The organism is Enterobacter sp. PL_is514 (assembly GCF_055816715.1).
This window is the reverse complement of record NZ_JBVPGN010000026.1, coordinates 84,457-101,696: the sequence shown is the minus strand read 5'-3', so window position 1 is coordinate 101,696 and position 17,240 is coordinate 84,457. Positions and strand designations below refer to the sequence as shown.

Annotated in this window: 15 protein-coding genes and 5 tRNA genes; 16 read left to right on the top strand and 4 right to left on the bottom strand. The window is 56.0% G+C overall.

The window, feature by feature from the left end; genetic code table 11:
• Nucleotides 1-2: 2 nt before the first annotated feature.
• The 16 genes from AC0TNG_RS03265 to AC0TNG_RS03190 all read left to right on the top strand — a co-directional run bounded on the left by AC0TNG_RS03265 (nucleotide 3) and on the right by AC0TNG_RS03190 (nucleotide 11,769).
• The gene (locus tag AC0TNG_RS03265; protein ID WP_473713291.1) at nucleotides 3-881 is read left to right on the top strand and encodes a metal ABC transporter substrate-binding protein; all 879 of its coding nucleotides are present in this window, start codon (nucleotides 3-5) and stop codon (nucleotides 879-881) included.
• A 129-nt stretch (nucleotides 882-1,010) separates the two neighbouring features.
• Nucleotides 1,011-1,508: a nicotinamide-nucleotide amidase gene (gene pncC, locus AC0TNG_RS03260; RefSeq protein ID WP_023308944.1), complete on the top strand. Its 498-nt coding sequence runs from the start codon at nucleotides 1,011-1,013 to the stop codon at nucleotides 1,506-1,508.
• An 89-nt stretch (nucleotides 1,509-1,597) separates the two neighbouring features.
• Nucleotides 1,598-2,656 carry a recombinase RecA gene (recA, locus tag AC0TNG_RS03255; protein ID WP_024907698.1) on the top strand — a complete coding sequence of 353 codons (1,059 nt, stop codon included), beginning with the start codon at nucleotides 1,598-1,600 and terminating at the stop codon, nucleotides 2,654-2,656.
• A 68-nt stretch (nucleotides 2,657-2,724) separates the two neighbouring features.
• A complete protein-coding gene (gene recX / locus AC0TNG_RS03250; protein ID WP_248165750.1) occupies nucleotides 2,725-3,225 on the top strand; it encodes a recombination regulator RecX in 501 nt (166 codons plus the stop codon).
• A 131-nt stretch (nucleotides 3,226-3,356) separates the two neighbouring features.
• Complete coding sequence (gene alaS, locus AC0TNG_RS03245; protein WP_473713290.1) at nucleotides 3,357-5,984, top strand: alanine--tRNA ligase; 2,628 nt, start codon at nucleotides 3,357-3,359, stop codon at nucleotides 5,982-5,984.
• A 241-nt stretch (nucleotides 5,985-6,225) separates the two neighbouring features.
• Nucleotides 6,226-6,411, top strand: coding sequence for a carbon storage regulator CsrA (csrA, locus tag AC0TNG_RS03240; RefSeq protein WP_000906486.1), 186 nt, complete (start codon nucleotides 6,226-6,228; stop codon nucleotides 6,409-6,411).
• 342 nt (nucleotides 6,412-6,753) lie between these two features.
• Nucleotides 6,754-6,846 (top strand) — tRNA-Ser (locus AC0TNG_RS03235).
• Nucleotides 6,847-6,850: 4 nt separating this feature from the next.
• Nucleotides 6,851-6,927, top strand: a tRNA-Arg gene (locus tag AC0TNG_RS03230).
• Between the two features lie 64 nt (nucleotides 6,928-6,991).
• A tRNA-Arg gene (locus tag AC0TNG_RS03225) sits at nucleotides 6,992-7,068 on the top strand.
• Nucleotides 7,069-7,097: 29 nt separating this feature from the next.
• Nucleotides 7,098-7,174, top strand: a tRNA-Arg gene (locus AC0TNG_RS03220).
• Between the two features lie 160 nt (nucleotides 7,175-7,334).
• Nucleotides 7,335-7,411: transfer RNA gene (locus AC0TNG_RS03215), tRNA-Arg, on the top strand.
• Nucleotides 7,412-7,661: 250 nt separating this feature from the next.
• Complete coding sequence (gene yqaB, locus AC0TNG_RS03210; protein WP_473713289.1) at nucleotides 7,662-8,228, top strand: fructose-1-phosphate/6-phosphogluconate phosphatase; 567 nt, start codon at nucleotides 7,662-7,664, stop codon at nucleotides 8,226-8,228.
• Nucleotides 8,225-8,653, top strand: coding sequence for a YqaA family protein (locus AC0TNG_RS03205; protein ID WP_008499541.1), 429 nt, complete (start codon nucleotides 8,225-8,227; stop codon nucleotides 8,651-8,653). The genes yqaB and AC0TNG_RS03205 overlap by 4 nt, the downstream gene beginning before the upstream one ends.
• 83 nt (nucleotides 8,654-8,736) lie before the next feature.
• Nucleotides 8,737-10,281: a glutamate--cysteine ligase gene (gene gshA / locus AC0TNG_RS03200; RefSeq protein ID WP_473713288.1), complete on the top strand. Its 1,545-nt coding sequence runs from the start codon at nucleotides 8,737-8,739 to the stop codon at nucleotides 10,279-10,281.
• Nucleotides 10,282-10,434: 153 nt separating this feature from the next.
• Nucleotides 10,435-10,950: an S-ribosylhomocysteine lyase gene (gene luxS / locus AC0TNG_RS03195; protein ID WP_024907693.1), complete on the top strand. Its 516-nt coding sequence runs from the start codon at nucleotides 10,435-10,437 to the stop codon at nucleotides 10,948-10,950.
• Nucleotides 10,951-11,004: 54 nt separating this feature from the next.
• A complete protein-coding gene (locus AC0TNG_RS03190) occupies nucleotides 11,005-11,769 on the top strand; it encodes an AraC family transcriptional regulator (RefSeq protein WP_061714572.1) in 765 nt (254 codons plus the stop codon).
• Here AC0TNG_RS03190 and leuA read toward each other — a convergent pair.
• The 4 genes from leuA to mprA form a co-directional block, all read right to left on the bottom strand.
• On the bottom strand, nucleotides 11,756-13,411 hold the full coding sequence (gene leuA, locus AC0TNG_RS03185; protein ID WP_024907691.1) for a 2-isopropylmalate synthase: 1,656 nt from the start codon (nucleotides 13,409-13,411) through the stop codon (nucleotides 11,756-11,758). The two genes, AC0TNG_RS03190 and leuA, sit on opposite strands and share 14 nt — an antisense overlap.
• 199 nt (nucleotides 13,412-13,610) lie before the next feature.
• Nucleotides 13,611-15,158: a multidrug efflux MFS transporter permease subunit EmrB gene (gene emrB / locus AC0TNG_RS03180; protein WP_024907690.1), complete on the bottom strand. Its 1,548-nt coding sequence runs from the start codon at nucleotides 15,156-15,158 to the stop codon at nucleotides 13,611-13,613.
• A gap of 16 nt (nucleotides 15,159-15,174) precedes the next feature.
• On the bottom strand, nucleotides 15,175-16,347 hold the full coding sequence (gene emrA, locus AC0TNG_RS03175; protein ID WP_045909303.1) for a multidrug efflux MFS transporter periplasmic adaptor subunit EmrA: 1,173 nt from the start codon (nucleotides 16,345-16,347) through the stop codon (nucleotides 15,175-15,177).
• Between the two features lie 126 nt (nucleotides 16,348-16,473).
• Nucleotides 16,474-17,004 carry a transcriptional repressor MprA gene (gene mprA, locus AC0TNG_RS03170; protein ID WP_023333174.1) on the bottom strand — a complete coding sequence of 177 codons (531 nt, stop codon included), beginning with the start codon at nucleotides 17,002-17,004 and terminating at the stop codon, nucleotides 16,474-16,476.
• Nucleotides 17,005-17,240 lie beyond the last annotated feature (236 nt).

The following is a 17,240-nucleotide window of genomic DNA, read 5'->3' as shown; positions in this document are numbered from 1 at the left end:
CGATGAAACGTACAGGATTAGTAGTGGCGCTTGCGCTGGGGATGATGTCGCACGGCGTGATGGCGAAAACGCTGAATGTGGTCACCAGCTTTTCGATACTGGGGGACATCACCCAGGAGGTGGGCGGTGACCATGTGAAGGTGACGACGCTGGTCGGGCCGGACGGCGATCCGCATACCTTCGAACCGTCGCCGAAAGACAGCGCGGCGCTGAGCAAGGCCAATGTGGTGGTAGTGAACGGCCTGGGGCTGGAGGGCTGGCTTGACCGTCTGGTGAAAGCCTCCGGGTTCAAAGGACAGCTGGTCGTCGCCTCAACCGGGGTGAAAACCCACACGCTTGAGGAAGATGGAAAGACCGTGACCGATCCGCACGCGTGGAACAGCGCGGCGAACGGGGCGCTGTATGCGCAAAATATTCTGAACGGGCTGGTGAAAGCCGATCCGCAGGACAAAGCCGCGCTGGAAGCCTCCGGTAAACCCTATATCACGCAGCTTAACCAGCTGGATAGCTGGGCTAAAACGCGTTTTAGCGCGATCCCGAAGGATAAGCGCAAGGTCCTGACCAGCCATGATGCGTTCGGCTATTTCAGCCGCGCCTACGGCGTGACGTTTATGGCGCCGCAGGGGCTGTCGTCTGAGAGCGAAGCCAGCGCGGCGCAGGTGGCTGAGATTATCAATCAGATCAAAGCCGACGGCGTAAAAACCTGGTTTATGGAAAATCAGCTCGATCCGCGTCTGGTTAAACAGATTGCGTCGGCGACGGGCGCGCAGCCTGGGGGCGAACTTTATCCGGAAGCGTTGTCGGCAAAAGGTGGGGTGGCAGACACCTACGTTAAGGCGTTTCGCCACAATGTGAACACTCTCGCTGACAGCATGAAATAACCTTTCCACCGCCGGTGCGTCCGTACCGGCTTTTTTCTGAAGCCCCCTCGTAAAACCTGAAGTGCATCCCCACATCTGACGAGAAAGTGCTATCTTGTGCAGCACGTTTTTCTGATGCCTGGAGCGAGAATGACTGACCATGAATTGATGCAGCTTAGCGAGATAGTGGGCCTTGCGCTGAAGCAGCGTGGCGCGACAATCACCACTGCGGAGTCCTGCACCGGCGGCTGGGTGGCGAAAGCGATTACCGATATTGCCGGCAGTTCCGCCTGGTTTGAACGCGGTTTTGTGACCTACAGTAACGAAGCTAAAGCACAGATGATTGGCGTGCGTGAATCCACGCTGGAACAGCATGGCGCGGTCAGCGAACCGGTGGTCATCGAGATGGCGATTGGCGCGCTCAAAGAGGCGCGCGCAGATTACGCGATTTCCATTAGCGGCATTGCGGGCCCGGACGGCGGCAGCGACGTGAAGCCTGTTGGCACCGTCTGGTTTGGGTTCGCCACGTCCAAAGGGGAAGGGATCACCCGCCGGGAATGCTTCAGCGGCGATCGCGAAAGCGTGCGTCGTCAGGCAACCGTTTATGCGTTAAAAACGCTCTGGCAACAATTTCTACAAAACACTTGATACTGTATGACCATACAGTATAATTGCACCAACAGAACAGAAATCCACGGTGAAGCACAGTCGCTTCTCCCGGCATGACAGGAGTAATAATGGCTATCGACGAAAACAAACAGAAAGCGTTGGCGGCAGCACTGGGCCAGATCGAAAAGCAATTCGGTAAAGGCTCCATCATGCGCCTGGGTGAAGACCGTTCCATGGATGTGGAAACCATCTCCACCGGTTCGCTTTCTCTGGATATCGCGCTGGGCGCTGGCGGTCTGCCTATGGGCCGTATCGTAGAAATCTACGGGCCAGAGTCCTCCGGTAAAACCACCCTGACGCTGCAGGTGATTGCCGCGGCACAGCGCGAAGGTAAAACCTGTGCGTTTATCGATGCTGAGCACGCGCTGGACCCTGTTTATGCCCGCAAACTGGGTGTAGATATCGACAACCTGCTGTGTTCTCAGCCGGACACCGGTGAGCAGGCGCTGGAAATTTGTGACGCGCTGGCGCGTTCTGGTGCCGTTGACGTTATCGTGGTCGACTCCGTTGCCGCACTGACGCCAAAAGCCGAAATCGAAGGTGAAATCGGCGACTCTCACATGGGCCTCGCGGCACGTATGATGAGCCAGGCGATGCGTAAGCTGGCCGGTAACCTGAAGCAGTCCAACACGCTGCTGATCTTCATCAACCAGATCCGTATGAAAATTGGTGTGATGTTCGGTAACCCGGAAACGACTACCGGTGGTAACGCACTGAAATTCTACGCCTCTGTCCGTCTGGATATCCGCCGTATTGGCGCGGTGAAAGAGGGTGAGAACGTGGTGGGTAGTGAAACCCGCGTCAAGGTTGTGAAGAACAAAATCGCTGCGCCGTTCAAGCAGGCTGAGTTCCAGATCCTCTACGGCGAAGGTATTAACTTCTTCGGTGAGCTGGTTGACCTGGGCGTGAAAGAGAAGCTGATTGAAAAAGCGGGCGCCTGGTACAGCTACAACGGTGACAAGATTGGTCAGGGTAAAGCGAACGCGATCTCCTGGCTGAAAGAGAACCCGGCTGCGGCGAAAGAGATCGAGAAGAAAGTGCGTGAGCTTCTGCTGAACAACCAGGACTCCACGCCAGATTTCGCGGTTGATAGCGCGGATGCTGAAGAAACTAACGAAGATTTTTAATTCTTTCGTTTAACAATGAAGGGCTGCTGATGCGGCCCTTTTTGCATTTCTGAATCAGCAGGTTTTTTATGAGTGAACCGACAACACGTCGACCCGCGTATGCACGCCTACTGGATCGCGCGGTGCGCATCCTGGCCGTGCGTGACCACAGTGAACAGGAGCTGCGGCGAAAACTGTCGGCACCGGTGATGAGTAAAAACGGCCCGGAAGAGATTGATGCCACTGCGGAAGATTATGACCGCGTCATCGCATGGTGCTATGAGCATCGCTATCTTGATGACGAGCGTTTTGCCTCGCGGTTTCTCGTCAGCCGTGGCCGCAAGGGATACGGGCCCGCGCGCATCCGGCAGGAGCTAAACCAGAAAGGGGTGGCCCGGGAGTCCATCGAAAAAGCGATGCGCGAATGCGACATTGACTGGTGCGAGCTGGCAAAAGAGCAGGCCATTCGTAAGTACGGCGAACCGCTGCCGCGTGAATTTTCAGAAAAAGTCAAAATCCAGCGCTTTTTGCTCTACCGCGGCTTTCTGATGGAAGATATTCAGGATATCTGGCGTAATTTTGCCGATTGAACGCATGCGGGATTTTACTTCCCACTAAAGAAAACTTATCTTATTCCCACTTTTTCCAGTAGCTGGTCTGTCCAACGGTTTACCGATACAGGCTGGCTACGACATTTCGTTAGCTTGATTTCAGGATAATTATGAGCAAGAGCACCGCTGAGATCCGTCAGGCGTTTCTCGATTTTTTCCATAGTAAGGGACACCAGGTTGTTGCCAGCAGCTCCCTGGTACCGAACAACGATCCGACTCTGCTGTTTACTAACGCCGGGATGAACCAGTTCAAGGATGTGTTCCTTGGTCTCGACAAGCGTAATTATTCCCGCGCCACAACCTCACAGCGTTGCGTGCGTGCGGGCGGTAAACACAACGACCTGGAAAACGTCGGTTACACCGCGCGTCACCACACCTTCTTCGAAATGCTGGGTAACTTCAGCTTCGGCGACTACTTCAAACACGATGCCATTCAATATGCGTGGGAACTGCTGACCGGTGAAAACTGGTTCAACCTGCCGAAAGAGCGTCTGTGGGTTACCGTCTATGAAACCGATGACGAAGCCTACGAAATCTGGGAAAAAGAAGTCGGGATCCCGCGCGAGCGCATTATTCGCATCGGTGATAACAAAGGCGCACCATACGCGTCTGACAACTTCTGGCAGATGGGTGATACCGGTCCTTGCGGCCCGTGCACCGAGATCTTCTACGATCACGGCGACCATATCTGGGGCGGCCCTCCAGGCAGCCCGGAAGAAGACGGCGATCGCTACATTGAGATCTGGAACATCGTCTTCATGCAGTTCAACCGTCAGGCCGACGGTACGATGGAGCCGCTGCCGAAACCTTCCGTTGATACCGGTATGGGTCTGGAGCGTATTGCCGCAGTACTGCAGCACGTTAACTCCAACTACGAGATTGACCTGTTCAGCACCCTGATCAAAGCCGTTGCGAACGTTACCGGCGCGACCGATCTGAACAACAAATCGCTGCGCGTTATCGCGGACCACATTCGTTCTTGCGCGTTCCTGATTGCCGACGGCGTTATCCCATCGAATGAAAACCGTGGCTACGTGCTGCGTCGTATCATTCGTCGTGCCATCCGTCACGGCAACATGCTGGGCGCGAAGGACACCTTCTTCTATAAACTCGTTGGGCCACTGATTGGCGTAATGGGTGCTGCCGGTGATGAGCTGAAACGCCAGCAGGCGCAGGTAGAGCAGGTTCTGAAAACCGAAGAAGAGCAGTTTGCGCGTACACTGGAGCGCGGTCTGGCGCTGCTGGACGAAGAGCTGGCGAAACTTAAGGGCGACACGCTGGATGGCGAAACCGCTTTCCGCCTGTACGACACCTACGGCTTCCCGGTTGACCTGACGGCGGACGTTTGCCGCGAGCGCAACATCAAAGTTGACGAAGCGGGCTTCGAAGCCGCGATGGAAGAGCAGCGTCGTCGCGCGCGTGAATCCAGCGGTTTCGGTGCAGACTACAACGCGATGATCCGCGTTGATAGCGCGTCTGAATTCAAAGGCTATGAGGCGCTGGAACTGACCGGCAAAGTGACCGCCCTGTTTGTTGACGGTAAAGCTGTGGACAGCATCAGCGCGGGTCAGGATGCGGTGGTCATTCTGGACAAAACGCCATTCTATGCGGAATCCGGCGGTCAGGTTGGCGATAAAGGCGAACTGAAAGGCAATGGCTTTAGCTTCAGCGTCAGCGACACCCAGAAATACGGTCAGGCAATTGGTCACCAGGGCAAACTGGTTTCCGGTTCTCTGAAAGTGGGCGAGGGCGTCCAGGCTAACGTGGATGAAGCTCGCCGCGCGCGCATTCGTCTGAACCACTCAGCAACCCACCTGATGCACGCTGCCCTGCGCGACGTACTCGGTACTCACGTTGCACAGAAAGGTTCTCTGGTTAACGACAAAGTGCTGCGTTTCGACTTCTCGCATTTTGAAGCGATGAAACCGTCTGAAATCCGCGCGGTGGAAGATCTGGTGAACGCGCAGATCCGTCGCAACCTGCCAATCGAGACCCATATCATGGATCTCGAGGACGCGAAGAAAAAAGGTGCGATGGCGCTGTTTGGTGAGAAATACGACGAGCGCGTTCGCGTGCTGAGCATGGGCGATTTCTCTACCGAGCTGTGCGGCGGTACGCACGCCTCGCGCACCGGTGACATCGGCCTGTTCCGCATTGTTTCCGAGTCGGGTACGGCGGCAGGTGTGCGTCGTATTGAAGCGGTGACCGGTGAAGGTGCGATTGCCAGCCTGCATGCGCAGAGCGATCAGCTGCACGACATCGCGCAGCTGCTGAAAGGCGATAGCCAGAACCTGGGCGAGAAAGTGCGCGTTGCGCTGGATCGCACGCGTCAGCTGGAAAAAGAGCTGCAGCAGCTGAAAGAGCAGGCTGCGGCGCAGGAGAGTGCAAACCTCTCCAGCAAGGCTGTAGACATTAAGGGCGTCAAACTGCTGGTCAGCGATCTGGCAGGCGTTGAGCCTAAGATGCTGCGTACTATGGTCGACGATCTCAAGAACCAGCTTGGTTCGACCGTTATCGTGCTGGCGACAGTGGCAGAAGGTAAGGTTTCTCTGATTGCGGGCGTCTCTAAGGATGTGACCGACCGCGTAAAAGCAGGGGAACTGATTGGTATGGTCGCTCAGCAGGTGGGCGGCAAGGGTGGCGGTCGTCCGGACATGGCGCAAGCCGGTGGTACGGATGCGGCGGCACTTCCTGCGGCATTAGCCAGCGTTGAAAGCTGGGTAAGCGCGAAACTGTAATAACTACAAAGCACAAGCAGACGCCATAGCGGTAACGTTATGGCGTCTTGTTCACTGTGCTATCGATAACGATAAAGTCAGGTTGAGTTTGTGTATATCGGCTAAACTTACGTTTAACAGAATGTGATGCCGTGACTGCTTACACTTTACGTGTTTGTCATCGCTTACTTTTTGGCGTTATATGATGGATAATGCCGGGATACAAGAGACCCGACTCTTTTAATCTTTCAAGGAGCAAAGAATGCTGATTCTGACTCGTCGAGTTGGTGAGACCCTCATGATTGGGGATGAGGTCACCGTGACAGTTTTAGGGGTAAAGGGTAACCAGGTACGTATTGGTGTTAACGCTCCTAAAGAAGTATCTGTCCACCGTGAAGAGATCTACCAGCGTATCCAGGCTGAAAAATCCCAGCAGTCCAGTTACTGATATTGTCGCGTCTCGCTGTCGGGCGAGACGCAACCCTCCTGTCATTTTTCCTGCTCAACATTACCGTTTAATTTCAAACGCTCTCTTTTTAACCACTCCGTTACCCTAAACTCGCTCTTACGCCGCCATTTCTGCATAGGTTTTCTGTGAAGATGCCTGCAAAATCCGCTTATAAAACACCCTCTTTGCGGCTTTTACATGCGAATTGCGTGTGATTTGTGCAAACGATAAAAGCTTTTGGAAAATTGTTTGACTTATAAGTCCCAGAAAGTAATATATGCGCCACGCAGCGACGAGAAGCTCTTAACGAGTAACTCGAAGCACTCGAAAGAGGCGTTGTGTGGTGAGGTGGCCGAGAGGCTGAAGGCGCTCCCCTGCTAAGGGAGTATGCGGTCAAAAGCTGCATCCGGGGTTCGAATCCCCGCCTCACCGCCATTTTGCATCCGTAGCTCAGCTGGATAGAGTACTCGGCTACGAACCGAGCGGTCGGAGGTTCGAATCCTCCCGGATGCACCATCTATTACTTCATATTGCTTTAGAAGTGATATGAATATCGAGCAGTACAGTAGTAAATCCCGATGCATCCGTAGCTCAGCTGGATAGAGTACTCGGCTACGAACCGAGCGGTCGGAGGTTCGAATCCTCCCGGATGCACCATTTACTATTTCTGAAAGCAGTACCCTGATGCATCCGTAGCTCAGCTGGATAGAGTACTCGGCTACGAACCGAGCGGTCGGAGGTTCGAATCCTCCCGGATGCACCATATTCTCCGAGATAATAGCCACGCTGTTGTTTCAAGGTCTGCGGGTTAATCGCAAGCACCAGGGAGGATAACGTTGCTTTAGCAACGGCCCGAAGGGCGAGGCGCAGCCGAGTAATCCTCCCGGATGCACCATTTACTGTTTCTAAAAGCATTTCCCGATGCATCCGTAGCTCAGCTGGATAGAGTACTCGGCTACGAACCGAGCGGTCGGAGGTTCGAATCCTCCCGGATGCACCATATTCTCATGGATAACAGCGATGCTGTTGTTTTAAGGTCTGCGAGTTAATCGCAAGCACCAGGGAGGATAACGTTGCTTTAGCAACGGCCCGCAGGGCGAGGCGTAAGCCGAGTAATCCTCCCGGATGCACCATCTTCTCCTTCTTTGTTTATTCCTTCGACGTTCCGTCAGCAATCACACTCTCTGTCAGCGACAAAAACCACCATTTACGATAAAGTAATGCTTTGTTAATCGGTTAGTGAGAGCACGATGTACGCACAGTATGACGGTTTGATCTTCGATATGGATGGTACTCTTCTGGATACCGAACCCACGCATCGTCAAGCCTGGACCGACGTCCTGGGCCGCTACGGCATGCGTTTCGACCTTCAGGCGATGATCGCCCTCAACGGCTCCCCAACCTGGCGTATTGCACAGGCCGTGATTGAACTGAATCAGGCCGATCTCGACCCGCACCTGCTCGCACGCGAAAAAACCGATGCGGTAAAAGCCATGCTTTTAGATACCGTACGTCCTTTGCCGCTGATTGATGTGGTAAAAGAGTGGCACGGGCGTCGCCCGATGTCGGTGGGGACGGGCAGCGAAAGCGCGATTGCAGAGGCATTACTCAACCATCTTGGCCTGCGCCACTATTTTTCTGCCGTGGTCGCCGCCGATCATGTTAAACATCACAAGCCCGCACCGGACACCTTCCTGCTCTGCGCAGAATTAATGGGCGTCCCTGCGGCAAAATGTGTTGTGTTTGAAGATGCCGATTTCGGTATCCAGGCCGCGCATGATGCCGGAATGGATGCGGTGGATGTGCGCTTACTGTGAGTGACGCGCTGTCACTCGCCTCATTATTCGCCAGCAGTTTTTTAAGCGCCACGCTGTTACCGGGCAATTCGGAAGTGGTGCTGGTGGCGATGCTGTTGTCCGGCGTGAGTCAGCCCTGGCTGCTTGTATTAATAGCAACAATGGGTAATAGCCTTGGAGGGCTGACTAACGTTATTCTTGGGCGTTTCTTTCCGCTGCGTGAAAAATCGCGCTGGCAGGAAAAGGCAGTCGGCTGGCTAAAACGCTATGGCGCTGCCACGCTGTTATTAAGCTGGATGCCTGTAATAGGCGATTTACTGTGTCTGCTGGCGGGATGGATGCGCATCTCCTGGGGACCGGTGCTCTTTTTTTTGTGCCTTGGCAAGGCGTTGCGCTATGTTCTCGTGGCGTGGGCAACACTACAGGGTATGACGTGGTGGCACTAATTGGTGGAATGAATACGCGACCTTCAATCGTCAACCATTACAATTATGCTGAGTAACATTACTTTGACAGGCGGGAGGTCAATTTGATCCCGGACGTATCTCAGGCGCTGGCCTGGCTGGAAAACCACCCTCAGGCATTGAAGGGTATTCAGCGTGGTCTTGAGCGTGAAACGCTGCGCGTTAACGCGGACGGTAGTTTAGCGACGACGGGTCACCCGAAGGCGTTAGGCTCGGCGCTGACACATAAATGGATCACAACCGATTTCGCTGAAGCGCTGCTGGAGTTCATCACCCCAGTAGAGGGTGATATTGATCATATGTTGACGATCATGCGCGATATCCATCGCTACACCGCGCGCAACATGGGCGACGAACGTATGTGGCCCCTCAGCATGCCGTGCTATATCGAGCAGGGGCAGGAGATTGAGCTGGCGCAGTACGGCACGTCAAATATCGGCCGGCTGAAAACGCTCTATCGTGAAGGGCTGAAAAACCGCTACGGCGCGTTGATGCAGACCATCTCTGGCGTGCACTACAACTTCTCGTTGCCGATGGCTTTCTGGGAAGCGAAATGTGGTGAAACGGATAAAGACGCGATCTCTGAAGGCTACTTCCGCCTGATCCGCAACTACTACCGTTTCGGCTGGGTGATCCCGTATCTGTTTGGTGCCTCCCCGGCGATCTGTTCTTCGTTCCTGCAGGGGAAACCGACCACGCTGCCGTTCGAGAAGACCGACTGCGGAATGTACTATCTCCCGTACGCCACCTCTCTGCGCCTGAGCGATCTCGGTTATACCAATAAATCGCAAAGCAATCTCGGTATTACGTTTAACGAATTGCACGAATATGTGGCAGGATTGAAGCGGGCGATCAAAACCCCGTCGGAAGAGTACGAGAAAATCGGCCTCGAAAAAGACGGCAAGCGCCTGCAAATCAACAGCAATGTGCTGCAGATTGAAAACGAGCTGTATGCGCCTATTCGTCCTAAGCGCGTAACGCGCAGCGGCGAAACCCCGTCGGATGCGCTGCAGCGCGGCGGAATTGAATACATTGAAGTGCGCTCGCTGGATATCAACCCGTTCTCACCGATTGGCGTTGATGAACAGCAGATTCGCTTCCTGGATCTGTTTATGGTCTGGTGCGTGCTGGCGGATGCGCCGGAAATGAGTTCAGACGAATTGCTCTGTACCCGTACAAACTGGAACCGCGTGATTCTGGAAGGGCGTAAACCGGGTCTGACGCTGGGTATCGGCTGCGAAACGGCACAGTTCCCGCTGACCACAGTCGGCAAAGATCTGTTCCGCGATCTGAAGCGTGTTGCCCGGACAATGGACAGCATCGACGGCGGAGAGGCGTATCAACTGATCTGCGACCAACTGGTGGAATGTTTTGATAATCCGGAACTGACGTTCTCAGCGCGCATTCTGCGTTCTATGATTGATCAGGGCATCGGTGGTACGGGGCGTTCACTCTCGGCGGAGTACCGTGAGATGCTGATCCAGGAGCCGTTAGAAGTGCTGAGCGAAGCGGATTTTGTAGCGGAACGCGATGCGTCCGTTGTGCGTCAGAAAGAGGTTGAAGCGGCGGATACCGAGTCGTTTGAGGCGTTTCTGGCGAAGCAGGCTTAAGCAGAAAAGAAAAAGGCCACATCGCTGTGGCCAAAATATACATCTCTGAATTCAGGGATGATGATAACAAATGCGCGTCTTTCATATACTCAGACGCGCATTCTGTAGAAGAGTTCAGTTTATTTTAAAAAAAATCACTATCGGAGGTGACGTATGCCGTTATTAGATAGCTTTACTGTCGACCATACCCGTATGGAAGCACCTGCAGTCCGCGTGGCGAAGACCATGCACACCCCGCACGGCGACACGATCACCGTCTTCGATCTGCGTTTCTGCGTGCCAAACAAAGAAGTGATGCCGGAGAAAGGCATTCATACGCTGGAACACCTGTTCGCCGGCTTCATGCGTGACCACCTGAACGGCAACGGCGTGGAGATCATCGATATCTCTCCGATGGGCTGCCGTACCGGTTTCTACATGAGCCTGATTGGCGTGCCTGATGAGAAGCGCGTCGCGGATGCCTGGAAAGCGGCGATGCAGGACGTGCTGAAGGTGAAAGAGCAGAACCAGATCCCTGAGCTGAACGTTTACCAGTGCGGTACCTATCAGATGCACTCTCTGGAAGAAGCGCAGGAGATCGCGCGCCACATCATCGAGCGTGATGTTCGCGTGAACAGCAACGAAGAGCTGGCCCTGCCGAAAGAAAAACTGCAGGAACTGCACATCTAGTGCACCTTTTCCCTCTCCCTCAGGGAGAGGGTAGGGTGAGGGTGGTTTAATTCCATGACCACAACCGCAACCTTCTCCTTTACCCACCGTCCCCTCGTTCCGTTCGCCCATGATTACGCTCATGGTGACAGCGAGCCGTGGCATGAGCACGACTGCGCACAGCTGCTGCACACCCTGAGCGGCGTGGTACGGGTGGATACCGCATCGGGCTGTTGGGTTGTGCCTCCCGGTCGCGGCGTCTGGCTGCCTGCGGGCACGCAGCATTCCCTGCGCATTACCGGCAACGTGGCGGCGCGAACGCTATTTATCGATCCGCTGGCGCGGGCCGATCTCCCGGCCACCTGCCAGATCGTGCAGATCGCGCCGCTGCTGCGCGAGCTGATCCTCGTCTCCCTTGCTTTACCTGAGTCGTACTCACCCGGAAGCCGGGATGAGCGCGTCTATGAGCTCATTCTCGATGAAATCCGCACTATGCCGGTGCTGCCGTTTCACCTGCCGGAGCCGGAAAGTGAGGCGTTACGTCGCCTGTGCCTGCAAATCCGGCAAAGCCCGGGTGAAAGCTGGAGCAGCGCGCAGGCTGCGAGCGTGATGAACATGAGCGAGCGCACCCTGAACCGCCATTTTCAGCAGCAGACGGGATTAAGCTATGGAGAGTGGCTGAGAAGGGCGCGCCTTCTGGAAGCCTTAGTGCGGCTGGCGCAGGGCCAGCCGGTATTGCGCGTGGCGCTGGATCTGGGCTACGGCAGCCACAGCGCCTTTACGGCCATGTTCCGTCGGGTGATGGGCGTCTCCCCCAGCGATTACTTTAAGAACGACTGACGGCGTTAAAGAGCGCCTGAAGCGACGCGCGCGCCACGTCGCTATCAATGCCCACGCCCCAGCGGCTGCTGCCGTCCTGGAACAGGCAGCGGATGTAGGCTACGGAGCGGCTGTCGCTGCGTTCGCCTAACGTATGCTCGTGATAATCCTTAATCACGAACGGGGCGTTGACCCAGCGGCTCAGGCCGTGAGCGGCGGCGGAGAGCAGACCGTTGCCCTGACCTTCCAGCTGGCGCGTTCCCCCCTGCGTGACGACGCTGGCCGTCAAACGCAGCTGGCCGTCCTGCTGGCTATCGCTGCGGTAGGATTGCAGCGCATAGTGCGGCGTTGCCACCAGGCCGTAGCGGGTGCGGAACAGCTGCCACAGTGCATTTTGCGTCATCTCTTTTCCGTGACGATCGGTTTCCTGCTGCACGTGCTGGCTGAAATCCTGCTGCAGGGCGCGGGGCAGTTTCAGCCCATGGTTTTGCTCAATCAGCCACGCGCTGCCGCTTTTTCCTGACTGGCTGTTCACGCGGATCACCGCTTCGTAGGTGCAGCCAATATCCTGAGGATCGATGGGCAGGTAGGGCATCTCCCAGCGATCGCCAGGCCTGCGGGCATCAAAGCCTTTTTTGATCGCGTCCTGGTGTGAGCCGGAGAAGGCGGTATAGGCCAGCCGTCCTGCCCAAGGGTGGCGCGGGTGGACCGGCAGCTGATTGCAGGTTTCCACCACTTCCACCACCCGGTTCATATCGCTAAAGTCCAGATTCGGGCTCACCCCCTGGCTGTAGAGGTTCATTGCCAGCGTAACCAGGCAGACGTTGCCCGTGCGCTCCCCGTTACCAAACAGACAGCCCTCCACGCGGTCAGCCCCCGCCATTACGGCTAGCTCCGCGCAGGCGACGCCGGTACCGCGGTCATTATGCGGATGCACGCTGATGCAGACATCGCGGCGGCGGCTAAAGTGGCGGCAGAAATACTCGATCTGGTCGGCATAGACGTTCGGCGTGCTCACTTCGACGGTGGCGGGTAAGTTGATCACCATTGGCCGTTCGTCGCACGGCTGCCAGATCTCCGCGACGGCTTCACAAATCTCCAGCGCAAACTCTGGCTCGGTAAAGCAGAAGGTTTCCGGGGAGTATTCATACTGCCATCGGGTGTCCGGGTTCTCTTCACACAGCTGACGAATAAGCCGCGTGGCGCGCGTCGCCAGCTCGACGACTTGCGCTTTCTCCATGCCGAACACCAGGCGGCGGAACAGCGGGGCTGTGGCGTTGTAGAGATGGACGGTGGCCTGCTTCGCGCCGCGCAGGGATTCAAAAGTGCGATGGATGAGATCTTCCCGTGCCTGAGTGAGCACCTGAATCGTCACGTCATCCGGGATGCGGCTCTCTTCAATCAGCTGGCGAACAAAGTTGAAATCCGTCTGCGAGGCGGAAGGAAAAGCGACCTCGATCTCTTTGAATCCGCAGCCCAGCAGCAGGTCCCAGAACTGCAGCTTGCGCGTGCTGTCCATCGGCTCGGCAAGGGCCTGGTTGCCATCTCGCAGGTCGGTTGAGAGCCAGCGCGGTGCGCGGGTGATGCGTTGCTCCGGCCAGCGGCGGTCGGGCAGGGAAAGGGTCGGATAGGGTTGGTACTTGTCGGCGGGTGTGTTCAGCATGATGCGCTCCTGTTGTCTTTTCACTATCGTGAATCGATTTCAGGCGCGCTGCTTTATCGGAACTGACAATGGCTGTCGCGTTCTGGACACGGTGGCGATTGTTGCCCGGTGGCGCTACGCTTACCGGGCCTACGAATGGTGGCCCGGTAAGCGTAGGCCGGGTAAGGCGTAGCAGCCACCCGGCAACTCGTGCACAGAACTAGTGCGCGCCACCGCCGCCGCTACCGGCGCCAAACGGTGGTTTAGCAAACCACACCAGCCCCAGCAGGACGATAAAGATCCCCGCCGATATCCAGAAAATCTCGTTGGCCGAGATAATCAGCCCCTGGTTGGTGATCTGCTGGGCAATCCACCCTGACGCCTGCTGCTCCGTCATACCCATTCCCTGAAGCTGGTTGTACATTTCGCGGGAGTTCGGGTTGAACGGGTTCACCGCTTCGGTCAGCTGCGCATGGTGCATCGATTCACGGTTAGTCCACAGGGTGGTGGTGATCGAGGTACCGATGGAGCCCGCCAGCGTTCGCGTAAAGTTCGACAGGCTCGACGCCGCCGCCATGCGCTCAGGCGGTAAACCGGAAAGCGTGATGGTGGTCAGTGGCATAAAGAAACACGCCACGGCAAAGCCCTGAATAAACTGCGGCCACGCGGACGCGCCAAAGTCCATTCCCGGTTCGAACGTATACGCGCGCCAGTAGAAGCATACGGCGTACATGATAAAGCTGAACGTCACCAGCCTGCGCATGTCGAGCTTGTGGGCGAAGCGGCCAATAATCGGCGACAGCAGAACCGGAATCAATCCAACCGGTGCCGAGGCTAAACCTGCCCAGGTTGCGGTGTAGCCGTATACCTCCTGCAACAGCTGAGGCAGCAGTACAATCGCGCCGAAGTAGAGCATGTAGGCGAGGCTGATACACAGACAGCCTATGGTGAAGTTTCGCGACTTAAACAGCGACAGGTCGACTATCGGGTTATCGTCCGTCAGCTCCCAGACAATCAGGAAGCTCAGCGACACCACCGCGACAATCGTCAGGATGATGATCTCCCGGGAGTTGAACCAGTCCAGCTCTTTGCCCTGGTCGAGCATGACCTGCAGGCTACCGATGCCGATAACCAGCAATGCCAGACCAATGGCGTCGATACGCCGCTGTTCCGTCCTGGTTTCTCTGCCGCGCAGCGTCTGGAGCGTCAGCATTACCACGATGGCGCCAATCGGTACGTTGATGAAGAAGATCCAGCCCCAGTGATAGTTGTCGCTGATATAGCCGCCTAAAATAGGCCCGCAAATCGGGGCGACAATCACGGTCATTGACCATAGCGCAAGCGCAATTGAGCGTTTGGCGGGCGGGTAGTTGTTCAGCAGTAAACTCTGCGACAGCGGAATCAACGGCCCGGCGACAATCCCCTGAATAACGCGGAAGAATATCAGCATCGTCAGGCTGCTGGACATGCCGCACGCCCAGGAGGCAAGAACGAACAATACCGTCGACCAGAGGAACAGCTTCACTTCACCGACGCGCTTTGCCAGCCAGCCGGTAATCGGAATGGAGATGGCGTTTGCCACCCCAAACGAGGTAATGACCCAGGTCCCCTGGCTCAGCGACGAGCCAAGGTTACCGGCGATGGTCGGGATCGCCACGTTCGCGATGGTGGAGTCCAGCACCTGCATGAATGTCGCAAGAGAGAGCGCAATGGTCATGATGACCAGCTGCGCCCCTTCCAGCGGTTTTTGCGGCTTTTGCTGTTGCATAACGCTCACCTTCGGATTAACCGGCGTTTGCCTTCACGATGTCATCGATCAGCTTGTTGACCGGATCGAGGCTAATTTCACGGGCGTTACTTTCATAAGCCGGGCTGCTGCGAACCTGGCTTGCCAGGATCTGACCGTCGCGGTTGGCGGTGTCGACCGTCACCAGCGTAGAGAGGCCGATACGCAGCGGGTGATCCGCCAGCTGTTTGGCATCCAGCTCAATACGCACAGGCAGACGCTGAACCACTTTGATCCAGTTACCGGTGGCGTTTTGCGCAGGCAGCAGGGAGAAGGCGCTGCCGGTCCCCATATCCAGGCCGACCACTTTACCGGTGTACTTCACGTCATCGCCGTAGATGTCGCTGACAACCGTCGCGGTCTGGCCGATGCGCATATGGGCAAGCTGTGTCTCTTTAAAGTTGGCATCTACCCACAGATTGTCTGCCGGCACGACCGCCATCAGCGGCGTGGTTGGGCTAATCTGCGCCCCTGGCTGGACGGAACGACGGGAGACATAGCCGGTCATCGGGCTGACGATTTTAGTACGCTGCAGGGCAAGCCACGCGTTGCGCACTTCAGTCGCCGCCTGCTGAACGGCGGGCTGGTTTTCCAGGCTGGTGCCTAGCACCATCGCCTGGTTGGCGTTGTACTGTTGAATGGCCACATCCAGCTGTGCCTGAGCGCTGGCCACGGCATCGCGGGCGTGCTGCAGCTCTTCACGGCCAATCAGGTTAGCCGTGCCGAGCGGCACGCGGCGGTTCAGGTCGCTCTGCGCCTGCGCCAGTGCCGTTTTCTGCACGTCGATGTTGGCCTGCAGCTGTTTGCTGTTGATCATCAGCTGGCGGGTCTGACGGACGCTGGAGGCCAGCGCGGTCTGTGCTTTTTCAAACGCCTGCTGGGCGTCGGTTGGATCGAGGGTCACCAACACATCGCCTTTTTGCACAAAGTCGGTATTGTCAGCCCAGACTTTCGTCACGCTGCCCGACACCTGCGCCATAATTTGTACCTGGTTCCCTGCTACGTACGCGTCGTCAGTCTCTTCAGCATGACGCAGTACTAAAAACCAATAGATCCCATATGCCACGGCAATAATGATAAAGAGCAAGGTCAACAGAAGAAGGGCGCTCTTACGTTTGCCTTTCTTGTTGGCCGGTTGCTGCGGGGTAGTGCTCTCCGCATTTGCGCTCATTGTAGTTCTCCACGATCTTCTTATTTTCACATCGGCTGAGCCGACCTGTTGTCAGAAAGGCCAGCAGTGTGACGTGCTGGCCTGTCGGTTTTCTTATGAATCTGGAATGGTGAGCGTGTCGTCGCGTTAGCGCAGCGCCTCAAGAACGGCGCCGTCTTCATCCATCTGGTCAAGACGGGTGAGCAGCTTGCGAGTGATGTGCTCAAGCTGGTCGCGCTCGGCGGTGCTGAGGACAGACCAGAGTTTGTGCAGGCAATTGTGCTGAGGTGGCAGCACCTCGCGCAGGAACTGGTGACCTTTATCGGTCAGTTGCAGATGCAGGCAGCGGCGATCGTTGTCGCTTTCACGGCGCTCAATCCAGCCACGCTTTTCGAGTTCATCGGCAATACGGGTCGCATTGGTACGGGAAGAGCCCAGCGCGCAGCTCAGTTCGGAAGGCTGAATGCTGTGATTTTCCTGAGACTCCAGCGTAATCAACGCCATAAACAACGTCTCGTTAATCCCTTGAGCTTTCAGCATTTTATTACGGTTTTCCAGTAGCTTACCCTGCATGTGCATGCACAGGCGAGTCAGCAGGATTTCCTGGTACGGGAAGTCCTCATGGCGACTGGCGCGGAATTTAAGCATTTGTTCAATGGGCGTAAACGAACTATCCATTTGGGCATAACCTCATTAATTACAGCCGATATAGTAACGATAGTGACAAATAATGTAAATGAATTATTTGTGCGGTTATATCCGCCAAATCAATGTCACCATCAGAAAGCGCCGGGTAAGTCCGTGACCCGGTGAGCACAGAAAGCGTAGGGTGTGAACCCGCTGAAGAGAGGATGTGAGGACGGGGGTCTGAACTATTCATGCCGATTGTAAATATGTCACCCACATTAAAATTT